Raw genomic sequence first — 17824 nt, 5'->3', positions numbered from 1 at the left:
CCGAAAACTCCTATTCGTAGCTGACCGAGACCTCGTCGGTGACCGGCAGCGACTGGCAGGCCAGCACGATGCCGTCCGCGATGTCCTCGGCGTCCAGAACCTCGTTGTGCAGCATCTTCACCTCACCCGAGGTGATCCGGCACGCGCACGCACTGCATTGTCCCTCGCGGCACGAATAGGGCGCGTCCAGGCCCGCGTCCAGCAGGTGGTCCAGGAGCTTCCGCTGCCGCGGCCACGCCATCGACCGCGTGTCACCGTCCAGCGAAACCGTCAGCGACGCGGGCGCCGCGTCCGAAGGCGCTTCCTCGGTGACAGTGGCTTCGAACGGGTTCCCGGTCAGCGACGTGAACTTCTCGACGTGCACCCGGTCCCGCGGCACCCCGAGCTGCCCGAGCGCCTCGCGCGCGGCGGCCATGAACGGCGCCGGACCACACAGAAACGCCTCATGAGACGTGTACGCCGAAGCCAGCCCGCGCAGCTGCGAGACGTCCGGCAGCCCCTGCACGCTCTCCAGCCAGTGCACGACGACCAGCCGGTCGCCGTACCGCTTCGCCAGCGACGCCAGTTCGCCCGCGAAGATCACCGAATTCTCGTCCCGGTTCGCGTAGACCAGCACGACCCGGCCGGACCCGGTTTCCAGCGCCGTCTTCAGGATCGCCATCACCGGCGTGATCCCGCTGCCGCCGGCGAAGAGCAGGAAGTCCTCGTCCACCGACGCCGGGCAGAACACGCCCGCCGGCGCCAGCACGTCGACCTGCATCCCCGGCCGCAGCGACGAGCACACCCAGCCCGACCCGTACCCGCCGTCGGTGCGCTTGACCGTCACCTGCACGCGGTTCTCGTGCGGCGCGCTCGACAGCGAGTAGCACCGCGCCACCGAACCGGTCTGCTCGCTCGGGATCCGCAAAGTCAAGAACTGCCCGGCGGTGTAAGAAAAAGCGGAGGTGTGCTCGGGAGGGATCTCGAACACCACCGACCGTGCGTCCGGCGTCTCGACGACGACGTCGGCGACCGTCAGCGTGTAGACGCGCTCACCCATCGGCCACCGCCAGCGAACCTTCCCGCACCGCGTCGCCGATGCTGTCCGCCAGCTTCGGGCAGGTGTCGAGCAGCGCCGAGGGGCCGTCCGCGTCGGCGAACACCGGGCAGCTGTCGGCGGGCCGGGACGTCCACTGGATGCTCGTGTGCTGGATGCTGTTCTTCTTCACCAGCACGCACGTCCCGCAGCTGCGGCACTCGTGCGGCCGCAGCCCGCCCGAAAGGAACTCGGTCTGCTCGGCGGTCGTCACACTTCCGCCTCGGTCTTCTGGCGGGCCAGGTTCTCCGCCACCTCCGCCGCCCACGCCTCGTTCGCCTTCGAAGTGTCCACTTCGAACTCGAAGCGCCGGGTCATGTCCTCGGTGACGTCGGCCGCGTCGACGTAGAACTGCTGGTACCACCGGCGAAGCTGGTAGACCGGACCGTCCTCTTCGCACAGCAGCGGGTTGTCGATCTGGGTCTTGTGCTTCCAGATCTCGACGTCCTGCAGGAAGCCGGCCCCGATCCCGCGCGCCAGCTTCGCCGCGATCTTGTCCGCGTGCTCGTCGGTCAGCCCGTGCTGCTTCTTGACCTTCATGCCGTACTGCAGCACGAACGACGTCGGCGTCACGGGGTAGTGGCAGTTGATGAGCACGCTCTCGATTTCGTAGCCCTGGAACGAGTTCACCAGCTTGTTGATCATGTAGGACGGCCCGAAGTACGACGCCTCCGAGCGCAGCAGGTTGTCCTCGCCGCCGTAGTTCGACGCCATGCCCATGTCCGGGCGGCCCTTGGTGTTGAGGTACTGCGTCGCGATGTGGCCTTCGAACACGTTCTTGAAGTACGTCGGGTAGGCGTAGTGGATGTAGAAGAAGTGGGCCATGTCGACGACGTTGTCGATGATCTCCCGGCAGTTCGAGCCGTCGATGAAGATCTCGTCCCAGGTCCAGTTGCTCCACTCGTCGCTGTCGGCGGCCTCGATGCGCGGGATGGCCAGCTCCTCCGGCGGCGGGTTGCCCTCCGGGTCGTGCCACACCATGAGCTGGCCGTTCTGCACCGACGCCGTCCACGACCGCGTCCGCGCGCGCAGCGGAACCCGCTTGGCGTAAGGGATCGAGACGCACTTGCCCTTGCCGTTCCAGCGCCAGTCGTGGAACGGGCACGCGACCTCGTCGCCCTTGACGCTGCCCTGCGTGAGATCGCCGCCCATGTGCCGGCAGTAGCCGTCGAGGACGTTCAGCTCGCCGTGGGAGTCCGCGAACACCACCAGTTTCGTGCCGAACGCCGTGACGGCGTGGGGTTTACCGTCGCGGAACCGCTCGGCCAGGCCGAGGCAGTGCCAGCCGCGCGCGAACCGGGTCGGCGGCTCACCGGCGTAGATCGTGCGTACTGACTCCTGCGTCATCGCTCGCCTCCCGTGGTCCCTTGATCTTCGTCGGCCAGCCGCGTCGCCGCAAGGTAGCCGAACACCATGGCCGGGCCGATGGTCGCGCCCGGTCCGGCGTACGTCCGGCCCATCACGGCCGCGCTGACGTTGCCCGCGGCGAACAGGCCCGGCACGACCGAGCCGTCCTCGCGCAGGACTCGTGCTCGTTCGTCGGTCCGCAGTCCGCCCTTGGTGCCGAGGTCGCCCGGCACGATCTTCACCGCGTAGTACGGCGCTTTGTCCAGCGGGCCGAGGCTGGGGTTGGGCTTGTTGCGCGGGTCGCCGTAGTAGTGGTCGTACTTGCTGACCCCGCGCTGGAAGTCTTCGTCGACGCCGTTGCGCGCGAAGCCGTTGAAACGCTCGACGGTGGCCGCCAATCCCGCGGGCGGGACGTCCATCTTCGCGGCCAACCCGGCCAGCGAACCGGACTTCACCGCGATCCCGGCCTTGAACCAGCGTCCGGGTAGCGGCTGGCGCGGCCCGACGCCGGTGAACATGTACCGGTCCTTGTAGCGCTGGTCGAACACCAGCCAGGTCGGGATGTGCTCGCCCGGGCCGTCGCCGTCGCCGTACATCGCGTGCACGGCTTCGACGTAGGGCGCGGACTCGTTGACGAACCGCTGCCCGCGCGCGTCGACCATGATGCAGCGCGGCCGTGACCGCTCGGCCAGCGCGAACCACGGCCCGCCGGTGAGCGGCAGCGACGGGCCCCACCAGGCGTCGTCCATCAGGTCGAGCGCGGCGCCGAGCTTGAGTCCGGCGGTGATGCCGTCGCCGGTGTTGGCGGCCGCGCCGACGGTCCAGTCGATGCCGATCGGTGCGCGCTGGTACTTCTCGCGCATTTCGAGGTTCTGCTCGAAGCCGCCGCTGGCGAGGATCACCCCGCGCCGGGCCCTGACGACGCCGTCCGCGGTGACGACGCCGGTGACGCGGTCGCCTTCGACCTGAAGATCGACGAGCGGCGTGTTCAGCCGGACGTCGACGCCGGCCCTGGTCAGGCCCACCCGTAGGCCGGCCGCAAGCGCTTGCCCCATGCTCAGCAGCCGCTGCCCGCGGACCTTCCCGACGAGCCACTGGACGCCCAGCGACAGCATCCGGACGGCCCCACGCGGGTGCCGTGCGAGGAGGCTCAGCCAGCGGTAGTCGGCCTGGGTGATCGGCACGCCGAGCGGGGGAGCGCTGTACGGCGGTTCGAGGTGGGCCAGGTCGGCGCCGAGCAAGTTGCCGTCGAAGGCCATCGGCTCGACCGACCGGCCGCCGGGCCGCCCGCCCGGGGCTTCGGGGTGGTAGTCGCTGTAGTCGCGGACCCACCGGAACTTCAGCGGCGTGTGGTCGCAGACGAACTTCAGTACTTCAGGGCCGTGGTCGAGGAACGTGTCGCGCCGGACGGCCGGGACGACGTCGCCGACGATCGAGGCGAGGTATTCGCGCGCCCGCTCGGGCGGTTCGTCGATCCCGGCGGCGCGCAGCGCGTGGTTGCCCGGCAGCCAGACCCCGCCGCCGGAGCGGGCGGTCGAGCCGCCGAAGCAGGCCGCTTTTTCGAGGACGACGACGCTGAGCCCGTGGTGAGCCGCGGCCAGCGCGGCGGTCATCCCGGCGGCGCCACTGCCGACGACGACCACGTCGAACTGCTCCGTCATGCCACCTCACTTGTAACGTGTTCCACAAGAAGAGTATCCAGTTGAGAGCCGCTTTCGCTCACCATAGACGAGAACGTGTTTCAGTTCTAGGGTAGCGACCATGGACGAGCTCTTCGCGGACGTGGTCATCGTGGGGTTCGGGGCGGCAGGCGCCTGCGCCGCCCTCGAAGCGGCCGACGCGGGCGCCGAGGTCATCATCGTCGAACGGTTCGCCGGCGGCGGCGCGAGCGCGGTCAGCGGCGGCGTGGTCTACGCGGGCGGCGGCACCGCCCAGCAGCTCGACGCGGGGGTCGACGACTCCGTCGACGCGATGTACGCCTACCTGCGGCTCGAGGCCGGGGACGTCGTCTCGGAACCGACGCTGCGGCGGTTCTGCGAGGGCAGCCGCGAGATGATCACCTGGCTGGAGGGCAACGGCGTGCCGTTCGACGGCAGCCTCTGCCCGTACAAGACGTCGTACCCCAGCGACGCCCACTACCTGTACTACTCCGGCAGCGAGGCCGCGGGCGGGTTCCGCGACGCGGCGAAGCCGGCCCCGCGCGGGCACCGGGTCAAGGGGCCCGGGACCTCGGGGAAAATGCTGATGACCCGCCTGAAAGAGGCCGTGCGCGAGCGCGGGATCCGGGTGCTGACCCAGACGCACGTCCGGAGCCTGGTCCAGGACGACGGCCGCGTCACCGGGCTCGTCGCCGACTCGCTGAGCGAAGCGCCGGCTCGGATCCGGGCCCGGCACCAGCGGTTCGCGCAGTACGCGGCGAAGCCGGGGATCTACGTGCCGTCGCTGCGCAAGTCGCTGCACCGCCGCGTCGAACGCTTCGAGCGCGCGCACGGCCGTGAGCTGCGGATCACCGCCCGGCGCGGGGTCGTGCTCGCCGCCGGCGGGTTCATCGCGAACCGCGAGATGGTGCGCGAACACGCGCCGAAGTACCGCGGCGGGCTCGCGCTCGGCACGTCCGCCGACAACGGGTCCGGCATCCGGCTCGGCGTCGAGGCCGGGGCCGCAACCAGCGAACTCGACCGGATCTCGGCGTGGCGGTTCGTCACGCCGCCCAGCGCGTTCCTCGGCGGGATCATCGTCGACGCGGGCGGCCGGCGGGTCATCGACGAGTCCCGGTACGGCGCCGCCGTCGGCGAAAAGCTGATCGAAGAGCACGAGAGCAAGGGCTGGCTGCTCGTCGACGCGCCGATCGTCGCCGAGGCGCGGCGCGACGGCCGCAAGCAAAGCCAGTGGTTCCAATGGCTCCAGCTGCGGTACCTGCTGCGCCGCGGCCGGGTCATCGGGGCGACGGTCGAAGAGGCCGCGCGCCAGGCCGGCGTCGATCCGCAGGGGCTGCGCGCGAGCGTCGAGGCCTACCACGGCGCTTCGGACCCGGTCGGCAAGCCCGACGAGTTCCGGCGGCGCCTGGAAAACCCGCCGTTCTCGCTGATCGACATCTCGGTCCGGCCCAACCTGGGGTACCCCACGCCGATGCTGACCCTCGGCGGCCTGGTGGTGGACGAGGACACCGGCGCGGTGCGGGACACGGCGGGGGAGCCGATCCCCGGGCTGTACGCCGCCGGTCGCACCGCGGTGGGAATCTGTTCCAGGTCCTACGTGAGCGGGTTGTCCCTGGCCGACTGCGTGTTTTCCGGCCGCAGGGCAGGGATCAACAGTGCCCTGGCGCAGGGCGTTCTCGACAAAAACGAGAACGTGTTCTAGTCTTGGGCGAGCGAAACGAGAGAGGACTGCGCATGAGCGAGCAGGTGATCGCCGGGGTCCGGGACCTCCTGCCGGTCCTGCGGGAACGGGCCCAGGACACCGAGGACGCGCGGAACGTCCCCGAGGAGTCCGTCAAGGCCCTGCAGGAGACCGGGTTCTTCAAGATGCTGCAGCCGAAGCCGTTCGGCGGGCTCGAATCCGACCCGGTGAGCTTCTACACCGCGGTCAAGCTGATCGCGAGCGCGTGCGGGTCCACCGGCTGGGTCGCCTCCATCCTCGGCGTCCACCCGTGGCACGTCGCGCTGTTCGACGCGCAGGCGCAGCAAGAGGTCTGGGGTGAGGACGAGGACGTGCGGATCTCGTCGTCGTACGCGCCGATGGGCAAGGCGGAGGTCGTCGACGGCGGCTACCGGCTGTCCGGCCGCTGGAGCTTCTCCTCCGGCTCCGGCCACTGCACGTGGGTGCTGCTCGGGGGGCCCGCGTTCAAGGACGGCAAGCCGGTCGACTTCTGCACGTACCTGCTGCCGATCGCGGACTACGCCATCGTGGACGTCTGGGACACCGTCGGCCTGCGCGGCACCGGTTCGAACGACATCGTCGTCGAAGACGTCTTCATCCCGCAGCACCGGGCGCTGAGCTTCATCGCGACGTCGAAGTGCAAGGTGCCGGGCCAGGCCGTCAACCCCGGGCCGCTGTACCGGCTGCCGTACGGTTCGGTGCACCCGTCCACGATCACCGCGCCGATCATCGGGATGGCGCAAGGGGCCTACGACGCGCACGTCGAGCACCAGCGCAAGCGCGTGCGCGCCGCCTACGCCGGTGAACAGTCCAAAGAGGACCCGTTCGCCAAGGTGCGGATCGCCGAAGCGGCAAGCGAAATCGATGCCGCGTGGCTGCAGCTGACCCGCAACATCGACGAGCTTTACGAACTGGCCAAGCGTGAGGAACGGCTGCCCGGCGACCTGCGGCTGCGCGTCCGGCGCGACCAGGTGCGCGGGACCGAACGCGCGATCGCCGCGATCGACCGGCTCTTCGAGAACTCCGGCGGGCGCGCGATCCAGCGCGGCACGCCGATCCAGCGCTTCTGGCGCGACGCGCACGCCGGCCGGGTCCACGCGGCGAACGACGCCGAGCGCGCGTACGTCATGTTCGGCACCGGCGCCTTCGGGCTCCCCGTCGAGAACGCGATGTACTGATGGCCGCACCCGAAGGCAAGTACGTCCAGGCCGGCTCTTTGAAGCTGCACTACCACGAAGCCGGCGCGGAACACGCCGAAACGGTGATCCTGCTGCACGGCGGCGGGCCCGGCGCGTCGGCGTGGAGCAACTTCGGGCGCAACCTGCCGGAGTTCGCCAAGCACTACCGGACGATCGCCGTCGACCAGCCCGGGTTCGGGCGGTCGGACAAGCCGACCGAGCACCCGCAGTACTTCCGGCACAGCGCGGACGCCGTCGCCGGCCTGATGGACGCCCTCGGCATCGAGCGCGCCCACTTCGTCGGCAACTCCCTCGGTGGCGGCGCGGCCGTGCGGTTCGCGTTGAACCACGGCAAACGCGCGGGACGGCTCGTGCTGATGGGGCCGGGCGGGCTGAGCGTCAACCTGTTCGCGCCCGACCCGACCGAAGGCGTCAAGAACCTCGGCAAGTTCGGCGCGAAACCCAGCCGGGAGCGGATGGAAGCGTTCCTGCGCATCATGGTCCACGACCAGGCGCTGATCACCGACGAGCTGATCGACGAACGCTTCGCCGCGGCGAACACCCCGGAGTCGCTCGCCGCGATGCGGGCGATGGGGAAGTCGTTCGCCCACCCCGAAACCTACGAAGAAGGCATGCTCTGGCGCGAAGCCCACCGGCTGCGCCAGCGCGTGCTCCTGATCTGGGGCCGCGAAGACCGCGTCAACCCGTTGGACGGCGCTTTGGTGGCCTTGAAGACGATTCCGCGCGCGCAGCTGCACGTGTTCGGCGGCTGCGGGCACTGGGCCCAGCTGGAGAAGTTCGACGAGTTCAACCGGCTGGCCCTCGACTTCCTCGGGAGTTCCTGATGGGCATCCGGTCACTGGGCTACCTCCGCGTCGAAGCCACCGACATGGCCGCGTGGCGCGAGTACGGGCTCAAGGTGCTCGGCATGGTCGAAGGCAGCGGCACCAACCCCGACGCGCTTTACCTGCGCATGGACGACTTCCCGGCGCGGCTGGTCATCTCGCCCGGCTCCGCGGACCGCCTCGCGGTCACCGGCTGGGAGGCGGCCAACGCCGGCGAGCTGGCCGAGATCCGGTCGCGTTTGGACAGTGCCTCGGTGCCCTACAAGGAGGGCACGCCCGAGGAACTGGCCGACCGGCGGGTCGACGAGCTGATCAGCTTCGACGACCCGTCCGGCAACACCCAGGAGGTGTTCCACGGCGTCGCGCTGCAGCACCGGCGCGTGGTGAGCCCGTACGGCCACAAGTTCGTCACCGGCGAGCAGGGCCTCGGTCACGTGGTTTTGTCCACAAAGGACGACGAGGCGTCGCTGCGGTTCTACCGGGACGTCCTCGGCTTCCGGCTGCGCGACTCGATGCGGCTGCCGCCGCAGATGCTCGGCAGGCCCGCCGACGGGCCGCCCGCGTGGCTGCGCTTCTTCGGGTGCAACCCGCGTCACCACAGCCTGGCGTTCCTGCCGATGCCGACGCCGTCCGGGATCGTGCACCTGATGGTCGAGGTGGAGAACACCGACGACGTCGGCCTCTGCCTCGACCGCGCGATCCGGCGCAAGGTGCCGATGTCGGCCACGCTCGGGCGGCACGTCAACGACCTGATGCTGTCGTTCTACATGAAGACCCCCGGCGGCTTCGACGTCGAGTTCGGCTGCGAGGGCCGCCAGGTTGACGACGACAACTGGATCGCCCGCGAAAGCACCGCCGTTTCGTTGTGGGGTCACGACTTCTCGGTCGGCGCGCGGCCCCCGGGCGCATGACCGCGGCGGCGGTCGACCAGGCCGGCTTCCGCAGCGTCCTCGGGCACTTCTGCACCGGCGTCACGGTGGTCACCGGCCGCGACGGCGACACGCTCGCCGGGTTCGCCTGCCAGTCGTTCGCCGCGCTGTCGCTGGACCCGCCGCTGGTGCTGTTCTGCCCGGCGCGCACGTCGCGGACGTGGCCGGTGCTGGCCGCGGCGGGCCGGTTCGCGGTCAACGTGCTGGCCGAGGACCAGCAGGAGGTCAGCGCGGTGTTCGGCGCCCGCGGCGAGGACAAGTTCGCCCGGGTCGGCTGGACACCGGCCCCGTCCGGAGCGCCGCTGCTCGACGGCGCGCTGACGTGGATCGACTGCGCGCTGGAGGCGGTGCACGAGGCGGGCGACCACTACGTCGTGATCGGCCGCGTGACGGCGCTGGGCGCGCCGTCGGACGCCCGGCCGCTGCTGTTCCACCGCGGCCGGTACGCGGTCACGGAACCGGCGAAGGACGCGCTGTCGGCGTTGATGCCGTGGCCGCGGCCGGACGACTGGCTCTGACGTAACAGCCGCGGGGCCGTGGGCGACTTCCCGGGAGTCGTCGCCCGAGGAGGACTTCCGTGCAGCTGTCCGGTTTCCCGGCCGCCGAGGTGGAGTTCGACCGGGCCGGCGAGCTCGCCGGCGACCGCGGCGCGGCCGTGCGGGCGCTCGCGGCCGACCCGGCCGTCACCGACCTCGTCGTCCTGACCCCCGGCTGGAACGACGGCCACCTCGTCGCGCGGCTGCTCTGTTCGGCGCTGGTCGGGTCGCTGCGCGCGGTTTCCGGCGGCCTGCCGGGCCGGCGGATCGCGTTCGCCTGCGTGCTGTGGCCGTCGCGCAAGCTCACCGAGCCCGGGGCCGGCCTCACCGGACGGCTGGACCTGCTGCGGGACCTGCTGCCCGAGCAGCGGCTGACCATCGACGCCGCGGCCGACCTGGTTCCGGCGCTGACCGCCCGCGCGACCGCGCGCACGGCGTTCGCCGCGGCACTGCTTTCGGCCGCCGCCCGCGGCGCGGACGACCACGAAGACGCGTCGACGCAGCTCTTCGCGCTCCCCGGCGGCATGGTCATGGACCGCCTCGGCGCGACGGACCTGCTGGACTTCCTCGCGTACTACGAGCTGAAGGCGCGCGCGGGTGCCGTGGGCGTCCGCGGCCTCGCGCCGCTGCTGGCCGGCGTCACCGGGCCGAAGGTCCACCTCGTCGGTCACGGCTTCGGCGGCCGGCTGGTGACGGCGGCGGCCGACGCGGCCGCGTCCGTTGCGTCCGTGCGGACACTGACCCTGCTGCAGGCGACCCTCTCGCACCACGCCTTCACCGGCACGTTCCGCCGGATCGTGACCGAGGGCGTCGTGACCGGGCCGATCGTCGTCACGCACTCCGCGCACGACGACGCCGTCGGCGTTCCGTTCGCGATCGCGTCCCGGATCGTCGAAGCCGCGCCCGGCTGCTTCGGCGCACTCGGGCGCACCGGCGCACAGGGGATCGCCGAGGCCGGCGAGCTGGTGCCGGTGGGCGGGGCCTACCACTGGAAGCCGGGGGTGCCGCACAACCTGCGGGCGGACCGGTTCGTCCGCAGCCACACCGATGTCTGCGGCCCGGAGATCGCTCACGCGCTGTGGTCGGCGATCGCGGCCAGTTAGCCCACCGGGTGGTTGTGCCGGGTTGCAAAGGTGGGCCGCATCCCATTCGCGAGAGAAAGTCGAGGCCCCGGGCGCACACTGTTACCTAGTTGAAGTCTTTCTGGGAGGAGTGTGTCGCGCATGCGTGGGCCCAGCGGACGGATCGCCCGGTTCCGGCGCCGGTTGCACCCCGGCCGCAACCCGCTGACCAGGTTCGGCGACCGCGTCGAAGCCGCGCTGCTGGTGCTGGTCTTCGCCGGCGCGCTCCTGGCGCTGCCGTTCGCGGCGGCGTTCGGCTCCGAGACGTACGTGGCGCAGACGGCCCGCGCCGAGCAGGAACGCACGACCCGCCACCCGGCGACGGCGGTCTCGCTGGCCGCGGCGCCCAACCAGCCGTACAGCACCGACGGCGCGGGCGCGCCCGCCGACCAGACGACGGTCCAGGCGGCCTGGTTCGACGCGCGCGGAGCCCGCCACACGGGCGACGTCCTGGCCGACGCGGGCAGCCCGGCGGGCACGCACGTGCAGGTGTGGCTGGACCAGCGCGGCGAGCTGACGAACGAGCCGCTGTCGCCGTCGACGTCGTTGGCGGACGGCATCTTCGCGGCGATCCTGCTGTGGGTGGCGATCACGGGTTCGCTGGCCGGTTTGTACGGAATCGGCCGGTTCGCGGTGAGCCGCGTCCACGCGTCGGCGTGGGACCGAGCCTGGTCCCAAGCCCGCCACGACAGCCGGTTCTGACGGAACTGGGCACGCGTAGAATTCTTCGTCATCGTAGTGGCCGGCTGGTGCCGGATGGCGAAAGTGGCCCAGCCCGGCGGATCGGCGCTCGAATCAGTACTCGAGAAGGCGGCGTCCACTTAGGCGCCGACCAGCTTCCTGGCCCAGCTCCGACGTACGACGTTGGAACGGCTCCTGGCGCTGCAGCGTGCAGACCTACAGCTCTGGTGAACGCATCATCACGGAGGGTCACGAAGCTTCGACCGTCTACTTGCTCTTGACGTCCTTTGCGAAGGTGACCGGACGCCGGGCTGACGGAGGTGAAGCGCTGCTCGCCATCCGGGTCGGTGGCGGCCTCGTCGGGGAATTCGCGGCGATCGACGAAGGTGCCCGGCAGGTCCGGATGGCTACGGTGACAGCCTGCGGACGTAAACCGGTGGTCGTTCTGGGTGTTGAAGCCGAGCACTTCCACGGGACTTTGGCGGCGCACGACCTGCCGGCTCAGCGGCACTTGATGGCCGCCGTCGTGGAGAAGACCCGCGCCGCTAGCAGGCGGCGCGTTGACAATGCCACGGTCCGGTTCGCCAAGGCCCCTCTCGAGCTGAGCCGCACCTGCGGCGATGGAGGCTTCGGCGGATGCGTGCGGATTCGCGTCCCTCTGACGCACCTCGAGCTCGGAACGTTGGTCGGGGTGAGCAAGGCCACGGCGGAGCGGGCGCTGAAGGAGCTGCGTGAGGCAAGGCTGGTGGACACCCGCGAGAAGTACCCGGTCATTCGCGAAATCGCGGCGCTCGCGAAGCTGGCGGGGGTCGACGCCATCATTTGAGGGAAAAGTTGACCATGGATCGCGCGGCGGCCCAGAGTGGTGATCGCAAACCGGTCGGCCCAACGCCGGGCAGACCTGCCGCTCCAAGAATTGTCGGTGGGGCGTGCTAAACCATCTGACGCCGGCGGCGATCCGGCGTGTCGACGATTTTTGGCAGGTGTCGAATGGCTTGGAACCCGGAAGACGCTCGTGCGAGCGCGCAGATCCGCTACGACGAGACCGAGGACCTTGAGGTATCCGAAGTCAAACGCGAGATCGACTTCGAGCGGATCGAACGGAAGAAGCCGAGGCAGGTTACCGGCACCCACTTCTACGTTGACGTCGCAAACTTCAATCAGCTGCTTCGTGCGGAGCAAGACGATGCCGGCGAAGAAATGCTCCTGCTCCTGCACCTTTGCGCCCGCGAGGTGACGCGGGTCGTCGAGAAGGACTTCGGCGCGCAGAAGGTGCACTTCCAAGGGCCGCGTCTGCACGCCGTGGCCTACCGCCCGGTTTCCGACGAGGCGAAGATGGCTCTCCGGGCTGTTCTGGCGTCGCTGGCCGTGCGGCACATGATCGCGGCGTTCAACGACGTGTTCGACCTGGGCGAGCGCGAGTGGCGGATCGCGGCGGGCCTGGACCACGGGCGGTGTCTCGCGACCAAGAACGGGTCGGGCGGCGACCGCGAGCTGCTGTTCCTCGGCAGTGCGGCCAACTATGCGGCGAAGATCCTGCAATCCACCGGCATCCGGATGACCGACCGGGTCCAGGCGCTGCTCCCTGACGATCTTCAGGAAAGCACCGTCAAAGGCGGCGACGGCACGTGGTCCCTTTGGCTGTCTGCGGCGGAAGTCGAACAGCGCGCCGCCGCCGAGGGGTGGCCGTGGCGTCTGGAAAAGACTCGTAGCCGGCTCGAAGAGGAGGCGGAGAAACATCCGGCCGGCAGCCTGACCAGCGCGCAGGTCAAGGAGACGATCGACAAGGACGCGCTGCGCCCCTCAAACACGAAGCGAGTTTCCGCAGCGTCCCTCTTCGCCGACGTCGACGGGTTCACCGCCTACATCGACCAGCAGGAAGCCGATGGTGAAGACCTGACCGAAGCAGTCCGCCTCTTCCACGTCTTGCGTGGGGTCGGTCGGGACACGGCTGTCCAGGGCTTCGGCGCGCTGCGGATCCAGTACCAGGGTGACCGGATGCAAGTCCTGGCCTACCGGCCGGTGAAGGACGGAGAACGCGCCGCGTGCGACACCGTTCGGCTCGCGGCCGCGCTCACCACCGTCGCCGATGACATCGTGCCCGGCGTCGTCGGCACCGACCGTCACCGCGTCGCCATCGGAGCCTGCTGGGGTGAGACCCTCGTGTCCAGGGTCGGCGAACACGGCGAGATGGACTACGTGAGCCTGAGCAGCGCGACTGCTCGTGCGGCATCCATCCAACAGCGGCTGGACGGTGGGCAGATCGGTATCGACGCCGCTCTCCGGGACCTGTTGCCTGCGTGGCTCAAGGTCGTTTTCGAGTGGGACGCGAACGCCAAGGCGTACGTGGCGACCGATTTCGACTGGACGGCGTTCTGCACGCTCGAGGAATCCGAGAAAAGCACGGCTGCGAAATCCGTCGTGCGGCCGTGGCTCAGCCGGTGACCGGCGGCGCGCCGAGACGATTGCGGGAGGACGACGCGACGCTGGCGACCAGTCAACCTGGACTCCGGCGTCGCCGGCTGAACGGGAAGCTCGTCGTTGAAGGCGAGCTCACCGTGCTGCTTCCCGGTGGCGTCACAGGGCAGTTCACCGTCCAGATCCGGTACCCGGGGGCGAGCCCTTTTGAGCTGCCGGACGTCTATGACGTGGACGAGCGGTTCGATCGCGACGGGGCAAACCATGTCGAGGCCAGCGGCCGGTTCTGCATGTGGCTGCCGTTGACGGCGCCGGTCGCCGACTTTCAGCGACCGGGCGGTTTGGCCAGGTACCTCGTCCTGGTCTGCCAGTTCATCAAGCTGCAGGTCATGTACGAGGAGAGGCGCAGGCGCGGGGTGGAGCCGCATTGGCGGTGGGCGGATTGGGAACACGGTACGGCCGGCTACGAGCAGTGGTTCCGCGAAAACAGCGTCGGGCTGGTTCCGGGCCAGCTTGAAAAGCTGCTCGAAGCGGTTCGTGCGCGGCCGCGCACGTCGGCGAAGTGCCCGTGCGGGTCCGGCAAGCGACTGGGCAACTGCCACAAGAAGTGGCTCGCGACCGTGCGGCGATCGGCGATGACCGACTCGAACCTCCTAACGGCCGGGTTCACCTACCTCGAAATCTGGCGTGAATCGGTCCGCCAACGCTCCACCTGAGCGAGGTCTAGGACAGCCGGTTCTGACGTCACTTCCAGCGGAAGTGCACGAACACCCGGCCGAAGTTGTCCTTGTCCTTCTCGACCCGGTGGTAGAGCGCCTTGACGTCCTTGCGCTCGAGGAACCGGAGCACGTGCTTCTTCAGCTGGCCCGACCCCTTGCCAGGGATGATCTCGACCAGCGGCGCCTTCTTCGCGACGGCTTCGTCGATGACCGCGCGCAGCGCCCGGTCGATCTCGCCGCCGCGGTTGTAGATGTCGTGGAGGTCGAGCTTCAGCTTCACAGGGCCTGCCACCAGCCGTCGACCGCCGGGGGTGCCGTCACGTCGATGCGCTCGCCCGGGCGGGGGATGGCCAGCGGGAGGTCCGCCGCCTTCGCTTCGCGCCACACCCGGTCCGCCGGCTCGCCCCACGGGTGCATCGCCAGCTGGAACGTCGCCCAGTGCACCGGGACCAGCAGCTTCGCCCGGACGTCGATGCCCGCCGCGACGCCTTCCTCCGGGGTCATGTGGATGTCCGGCCACTGCGGGGCGTACGCGCCGATCTGGATCAGGGCCGCGTCGAACGGGCCGTGCGCTTCGCCGATCGCGGCGAACCCGTCGAAGTAGCCGGTGTCGCCGCTGTAGAACACCCGGTGCGACGGGCCCAGCAGCGCCCACGACGTCCACAACGTGTCGTCGTTCGTGATGCCGCGGCCGGAGAAGTGCTGGGCCGGGGTCGCGACGAACCGGACACCCGCCACCGTCGCCTCTTCGTGCCAGTCCAGCTCGATGATCCGGCCGGCCGGGACGCGCCAGCGTTCCAGGTGCGCGCCGACCCCGAGCGGCACCAGGAACGGCGCTTCCGAAGCCGTCACCAGCTCGCGGACCGTGGCCAGGTCCAGGTGGTCGTAGTGGTCGTGCGAGATCACCACCGCGTCGACCCGGCCTACGTCCGACAGCGCCACCGGCGGCTCGTGCAGCCGCCGCGGGCCGGCGAACGCCGCGGGGGACACGCGGTCGCTCCACACCGGGTCGAGCAGGATGCGGGCGCCGTCCAGCTCGACCAGCGCCGACGCGTGGCCGTACCAGGTCAGGTGCAGGCCGTCGGCCGCCTCGACCGGCGCCGACGCGACCAGCGGCACCGCGCTGGCGGGTTTGCGCAGCTCGCGGTGCTCGCCGAAGAACATCTCGCGGAAGATGGTCCGCATCGCCGCCGCGGTCATCGGGTGCCGCGGCGCGACGTTGCGGAACACCTTGCCGTCGAACTGCGGCGAGGTGCGGACCCGCTCGGCCCGCGCTCCGGTGGCCTTCGCGCCGAACGCCGCCGGCAGGTCCTTCAACGCCGCGATCGTCTTCCTCATGGGATCGAGTCTACGAACGGTTCCTGAGAGGTGCCCCAGCTTCATGCAGGTGGGTGAGGGCCTGCCGGTAGGACTCGACGAGGCTCGTCTGCAGGTAGGGGATGCCCAGCTCGGCGCAGTAGGACTGGACGATCGGCTGCGCGCGGCCCAGGTGCGGCGACGGCATGCTCGGGAACAGGTGGTGCTCGATCTGGTAGTTGAGGCCGCCGAGGGCGACGTCGGTCACGAGGCCGCCGCGGACGTTGCGGGAGGTCAGGACCTGCTTGCGGAGGAAATCGAGCTCGGGCCGCCCGGTCAGCGTCGGCATGCCCTTGTGGTTGGGCGCGAAGATCGATCCCATGTAGACGCCCCAGAGTCCTTGGTGGACGGCGAAGAACAGCAGCGCCATGCCGGGGGAGAGCACGGTGAACAAGGCGGTGAGGTAGACGACGACGTGCGTGGCGAGCAGCGCGGCTTCGACCCCGCGGCGGCGCAGGCCCGGCTTGACGACCGCGCGGATGCCCGAGACGTGCAGGTTGAGCCCTTCGAGCGTCAGCAGCGGGAAGAACAGGAAGGCCTGGTACTTCCCGACGAACCGCGCGACGCCGCTCGCGTTGCGGGCCTGGTCCTTCGACCACACGAGGATGTCGGGATCGACGTCCGGGTCGAGCTCTTCGTGGTTCGGGTTGGCGTGGTGGCGGGTGTGCTTGTCCATCCACCAGCCGTAGCTCATCCCGATGCCGAGGTTGCCGACGAGCATCCCGGCGATCTCGGTGGGCCGGCGCCGCCGGAACACCTGCTTGTGCGCGAGGTCGTGCGAGAGCAGGGCGATCTGCGCGAACATGACGGCCTGGAAAGCGGCGACGGCCAGCTGCCACCACGAGTTCCCGAGCAGCGCGAAGGCAACCCAGCCGGCCGCGAACAGCCCGCCGACGACGGCGAACCGGGCGGTGTAGTAGCCGGGCCGCCGCACCATCAGGCCGGCGGCGGAGATGCGGTGGCTCAGCCGGGCGAAGTCGCTGCCGGTGCTGATCTCTGTCGTGGTCACCCACCCGAGTCTTCGCGGTAGGGGTGCCTCACCGTAACCCGGACCGCCCCCGGCACATTCCGGGGGCCCGCCCTACCGCGGTATCTGGTATACGGCGGGTCAGGTGCGTACGACGAGGCCGTTGCGGAACTCCATCCCGTCCGGGAGCCGGGCGCCCGTGAAGTCGGCGCGCGTGAGCTTCGCGTCGGTGAGGTCCGCACCCTGGAGGTCCGCGTGCGCGAGGTTCGCGTCCGTCAGGTCGGCGTCCTCGAGATCGGCGCGGGTGAGCTTGGCGTGGGAAAGATCGGCCTCGACGAGGGATGCGCTGGAGAGATCGGCGTACTGCAAGGAGGCACGAATCAAGGTGGCGCCGTCCAACCGCGCGTAACTGAGGCCCGCGAAATCGAGATCGATCCCGGCTACGTGGGCGCCGGTCAGGTCGACTTGGCCGCCCCAAGTCGGGTTCTGTGAGAATCTTTGGAGGCGATCACCCAGGATGCGTTGCGCGGTCAGCCGGACTTGAGCTTCCTGGAGCTCGCTTTCGTGCCGATCGGACACCTCCGGAGACAGCCGGCCGTGCGGCATCCGCAGATAGGCGCAGATCACGTTCAACACCGTCTCGGCTTGGTCGGCGTGGTTGTCGGCGAGCCTGGCGAGCGCGTACAGGCCCGCCAGCCGGACGGCGGCGTTGCCGGAACCCAGCTGGTCGGCGGCTTTGGTGTACAGCTCCGTAACGCGCTTCTCGGTCGCGTCGAGGACCGTGTCCGCCGCCGTGTGCTCCTGGTGGATCTGGCGCCGGACCGCGAGCAGCAGCGCGAAGATGCCCGCCGTCCCGGCGCCGACGCCCAAGCCGGTCTTGATGGCGTCGACCCGGGCGGCCCCGCGGTCGGTGGCGTGGTCGGCCTCCGCGAGCAGCCACTCGGTCGCGCCGGTCACGGCGACGACCACGATCGCGGCCGCCAGCACGACGACCCACCAGCTCAGCCCCACCGGGCGGCTCCGCGCCGGCCGGTCCGCCCGCACCACCCTGCCGATGCCTTGGACGGCGAAGGCGAACGCCACGGCGAAGAACGCCAGCGCCGGGAGGTGGGCTCGCACCCACCCTCCCGACGCGGGCCAATCGACGGCGTCCAGCCAGCCGGACAGCAGGACGACGCCCAGGAGAGCCGTCACGACGGCCGCGGCGAACGGCCGGACCGCGCGGCGCACCGCCTGCCAGATCGAAGTCAGCACGTGAACTCAGTCGTCGGCGC

Annotated in this window: 18 protein-coding genes; 10 read left to right on the top strand and 8 right to left on the bottom strand. The window is 70.1% G+C overall.

Annotated elements, in window-relative coordinates:
- Nucleotides 1-10: 10 nt before the first annotated feature.
- Genes ACIQWX_RS35415 through kstD form a run of 4 tightly spaced genes read right to left on the bottom strand, consistent with a single transcriptional unit; the run spans nt 11 to nt 4083 of the window.
- Complete coding sequence (locus tag ACIQWX_RS35415) at nt 11-1039, bottom strand: 2Fe-2S iron-sulfur cluster-binding protein (RefSeq protein ID WP_400880746.1); 1029 nt, start codon at nt 1037-1039, stop codon at nt 11-13.
- Nucleotides 1032-1289: a hypothetical protein gene (locus ACIQWX_RS35410; protein WP_400880744.1), complete on the bottom strand. Its 258-nt coding sequence runs from the start codon at nt 1287-1289 to the stop codon at nt 1032-1034. The genes ACIQWX_RS35415 and ACIQWX_RS35410 overlap by 8 nt, the downstream gene beginning before the upstream one ends.
- Nucleotides 1286-2422, bottom strand: coding sequence for a Rieske 2Fe-2S domain-containing protein (locus ACIQWX_RS35405; RefSeq protein WP_400880741.1), 1137 nt, complete (start codon nt 2420-2422; stop codon nt 1286-1288). Before ACIQWX_RS35405 ends, ACIQWX_RS35410 begins: the two co-directional genes overlap by 4 nt.
- Nucleotides 2419-4083 (bottom strand): 3-oxosteroid 1-dehydrogenase, encoded by a 1665-nt coding sequence (gene kstD, locus ACIQWX_RS35400; protein WP_400880738.1) that lies wholly within the window; start codon nt 4081-4083, stop codon nt 2419-2421. The genes ACIQWX_RS35405 and kstD overlap by 4 nt, the downstream gene beginning before the upstream one ends.
- Nucleotides 4084-4183: 100 nt before the next feature.
- Here kstD and ACIQWX_RS35395 point away from each other — a divergent pair, with 100 nt between their 5' ends.
- The 10 genes from ACIQWX_RS35395 to ACIQWX_RS35350 all read left to right on the top strand — a co-directional run bounded on the left by ACIQWX_RS35395 (nt 4184) and on the right by ACIQWX_RS35350 (nt 14224).
- The gene (locus tag ACIQWX_RS35395; RefSeq protein ID WP_400880735.1) at nt 4184-5782 is read left to right on the top strand and encodes an FAD-binding protein; all 1599 of its coding nucleotides are present in this window, start codon (nt 4184-4186) and stop codon (nt 5780-5782) included.
- A gap of 32 nt (nt 5783-5814) precedes the next feature.
- Nucleotides 5815-6978 (top strand): 3-hydroxy-9,10-secoandrosta-1,3,5(10)-triene-9,17-dione monooxygenase oxygenase subunit, encoded by a 1164-nt coding sequence (hsaA, locus tag ACIQWX_RS35390; RefSeq protein WP_400880733.1) that lies wholly within the window; start codon nt 5815-5817, stop codon nt 6976-6978.
- A complete protein-coding gene (hsaD, locus tag ACIQWX_RS35385; RefSeq protein WP_400880730.1) occupies nt 6978-7823 on the top strand; it encodes a 4,5:9,10-diseco-3-hydroxy-5,9,17-trioxoandrosta-1(10),2-diene-4-oate hydrolase in 846 nt (281 codons plus the stop codon). Before hsaA ends, hsaD begins: the two co-directional genes overlap by 1 nt.
- The gene (hsaC, locus tag ACIQWX_RS35380; RefSeq protein WP_400880728.1) at nt 7823-8734 is read left to right on the top strand and encodes an iron-dependent extradiol dioxygenase HsaC; all 912 of its coding nucleotides are present in this window, start codon (nt 7823-7825) and stop codon (nt 8732-8734) included. Before hsaD ends, hsaC begins: the two co-directional genes overlap by 1 nt.
- Nucleotides 8731-9270, top strand: coding sequence for a 3-hydroxy-9,10-secoandrosta-1,3,5(10)-triene-9,17-dione monooxygenase reductase subunit (hsaB, locus tag ACIQWX_RS35375; protein WP_400880725.1), 540 nt, complete (start codon nt 8731-8733; stop codon nt 9268-9270). The genes hsaC and hsaB overlap by 4 nt, the downstream gene beginning before the upstream one ends.
- A gap of 59 nt (nt 9271-9329) precedes the next feature.
- Nucleotides 9330-10391, top strand: a complete 1062-nt coding sequence (locus ACIQWX_RS35370) for a hypothetical protein (protein ID WP_400880723.1) — start codon at nt 9330-9332, stop codon at nt 10389-10391.
- A 120-nt stretch (nt 10392-10511) separates the two neighbouring features.
- A complete protein-coding gene (locus ACIQWX_RS35365) occupies nt 10512-11111 on the top strand; it encodes a hypothetical protein (RefSeq protein WP_400880720.1) in 600 nt (199 codons plus the stop codon).
- Nucleotides 11112-11298: 187 nt separating this feature from the next.
- On the top strand, nt 11299-11916 hold the full coding sequence (locus ACIQWX_RS35360; protein WP_400880718.1) for a Crp/Fnr family transcriptional regulator: 618 nt from the start codon (nt 11299-11301) through the stop codon (nt 11914-11916).
- A gap of 164 nt (nt 11917-12080) precedes the next feature.
- Nucleotides 12081-13535, top strand: coding sequence for a hypothetical protein (locus ACIQWX_RS35355; RefSeq protein WP_400880715.1), 1455 nt, complete (start codon nt 12081-12083; stop codon nt 13533-13535).
- A complete protein-coding gene (locus ACIQWX_RS35350; RefSeq protein ID WP_400880712.1) occupies nt 13520-14224 on the top strand; it encodes a hypothetical protein in 705 nt (234 codons plus the stop codon). Before ACIQWX_RS35355 ends, ACIQWX_RS35350 begins: the two co-directional genes overlap by 16 nt.
- A gap of 28 nt (nt 14225-14252) precedes the next feature.
- Here ACIQWX_RS35350 and ACIQWX_RS35345 read toward each other — a convergent pair whose 3' ends face one another.
- The 4 genes from ACIQWX_RS35345 to ACIQWX_RS35330 all read right to left on the bottom strand — a co-directional run bounded on the left by ACIQWX_RS35345 (nt 14253) and on the right by ACIQWX_RS35330 (nt 17804).
- Nucleotides 14253-14519 (bottom strand): Smr/MutS family protein, encoded by a 267-nt coding sequence (locus ACIQWX_RS35345; protein ID WP_400880709.1) that lies wholly within the window; start codon nt 14517-14519, stop codon nt 14253-14255.
- A complete protein-coding gene (locus tag ACIQWX_RS35340; protein WP_400880706.1) occupies nt 14504-15565 on the bottom strand; it encodes an MBL fold metallo-hydrolase in 1062 nt (353 codons plus the stop codon). Before ACIQWX_RS35340 ends, ACIQWX_RS35345 begins: the two co-directional genes overlap by 16 nt.
- A 10-nt stretch (nt 15566-15575) precedes the next feature.
- Nucleotides 15576-16592, bottom strand: a complete 1017-nt coding sequence (locus ACIQWX_RS35335; protein ID WP_400880703.1) for a fatty acid desaturase family protein — start codon at nt 16590-16592, stop codon at nt 15576-15578.
- A 99-nt stretch (nt 16593-16691) separates the two neighbouring features.
- A complete protein-coding gene (locus ACIQWX_RS35330) occupies nt 16692-17804 on the bottom strand; it encodes a pentapeptide repeat-containing protein (RefSeq protein ID WP_400880701.1) in 1113 nt (370 codons plus the stop codon).
- Between the last annotated feature and the right edge of the window lie 20 nt (nt 17805-17824).

It is taken from the genome of Amycolatopsis sp. NPDC098790, assembly GCF_044759945.1.
In the GTDB taxonomy this organism is placed as follows: domain Bacteria; phylum Actinomycetota; class Actinomycetes; order Mycobacteriales; family Pseudonocardiaceae; genus Amycolatopsis.
The sequence above is the reverse complement of the archived record's forward strand: the minus strand, read 5'-3'. Positions and strand labels throughout refer to the sequence as shown.

Excerpts from the sequence above, each read along its gene's own strand:
- ACIQWX_RS35415 (WP_400880746.1), bottom strand. The coding sequence starts at position 1,039 with ATGGGTGAGCGCGTCTACACGCTGACGGTCGCCGACGTCGTCGTCGAG.
- ACIQWX_RS35405 (WP_400880741.1), bottom strand. The coding sequence starts at position 2,422 with ATGACGCAGGAGTCAGTACGCACGATCTACGCCGGTGAGCCGCCGACC.
- kstD (WP_400880738.1), bottom strand. The coding sequence starts at position 4,083 with ATGACGGAGCAGTTCGACGTGGTCGTCGTCGGCAGTGGCGCCGCCGGG.
- ACIQWX_RS35395 (WP_400880735.1), top strand. The coding sequence starts at position 4,184 with ATGGACGAGCTCTTCGCGGACGTGGTCATCGTGGGGTTCGGGGCGGCA.
- hsaA (WP_400880733.1), top strand. The coding sequence starts at position 5,815 with ATGAGCGAGCAGGTGATCGCCGGGGTCCGGGACCTCCTGCCGGTCCTG.
- hsaD (WP_400880730.1), top strand. The coding sequence starts at position 6,978 with ATGGCCGCACCCGAAGGCAAGTACGTCCAGGCCGGCTCTTTGAAGCTG.
- hsaC (WP_400880728.1), top strand. The coding sequence starts at position 7,823 with ATGGGCATCCGGTCACTGGGCTACCTCCGCGTCGAAGCCACCGACATG.
- hsaB (WP_400880725.1), top strand. The coding sequence starts at position 8,731 with ATGACCGCGGCGGCGGTCGACCAGGCCGGCTTCCGCAGCGTCCTCGGG.
- ACIQWX_RS35365 (WP_400880720.1), top strand. The coding sequence starts at position 10,512 with ATGCGTGGGCCCAGCGGACGGATCGCCCGGTTCCGGCGCCGGTTGCAC.
- ACIQWX_RS35355 (WP_400880715.1), top strand. The coding sequence starts at position 12,081 with ATGGCTTGGAACCCGGAAGACGCTCGTGCGAGCGCGCAGATCCGCTAC.
- ACIQWX_RS35340 (WP_400880706.1), bottom strand. The coding sequence starts at position 15,565 with ATGAGGAAGACGATCGCGGCGTTGAAGGACCTGCCGGCGGCGTTCGGC.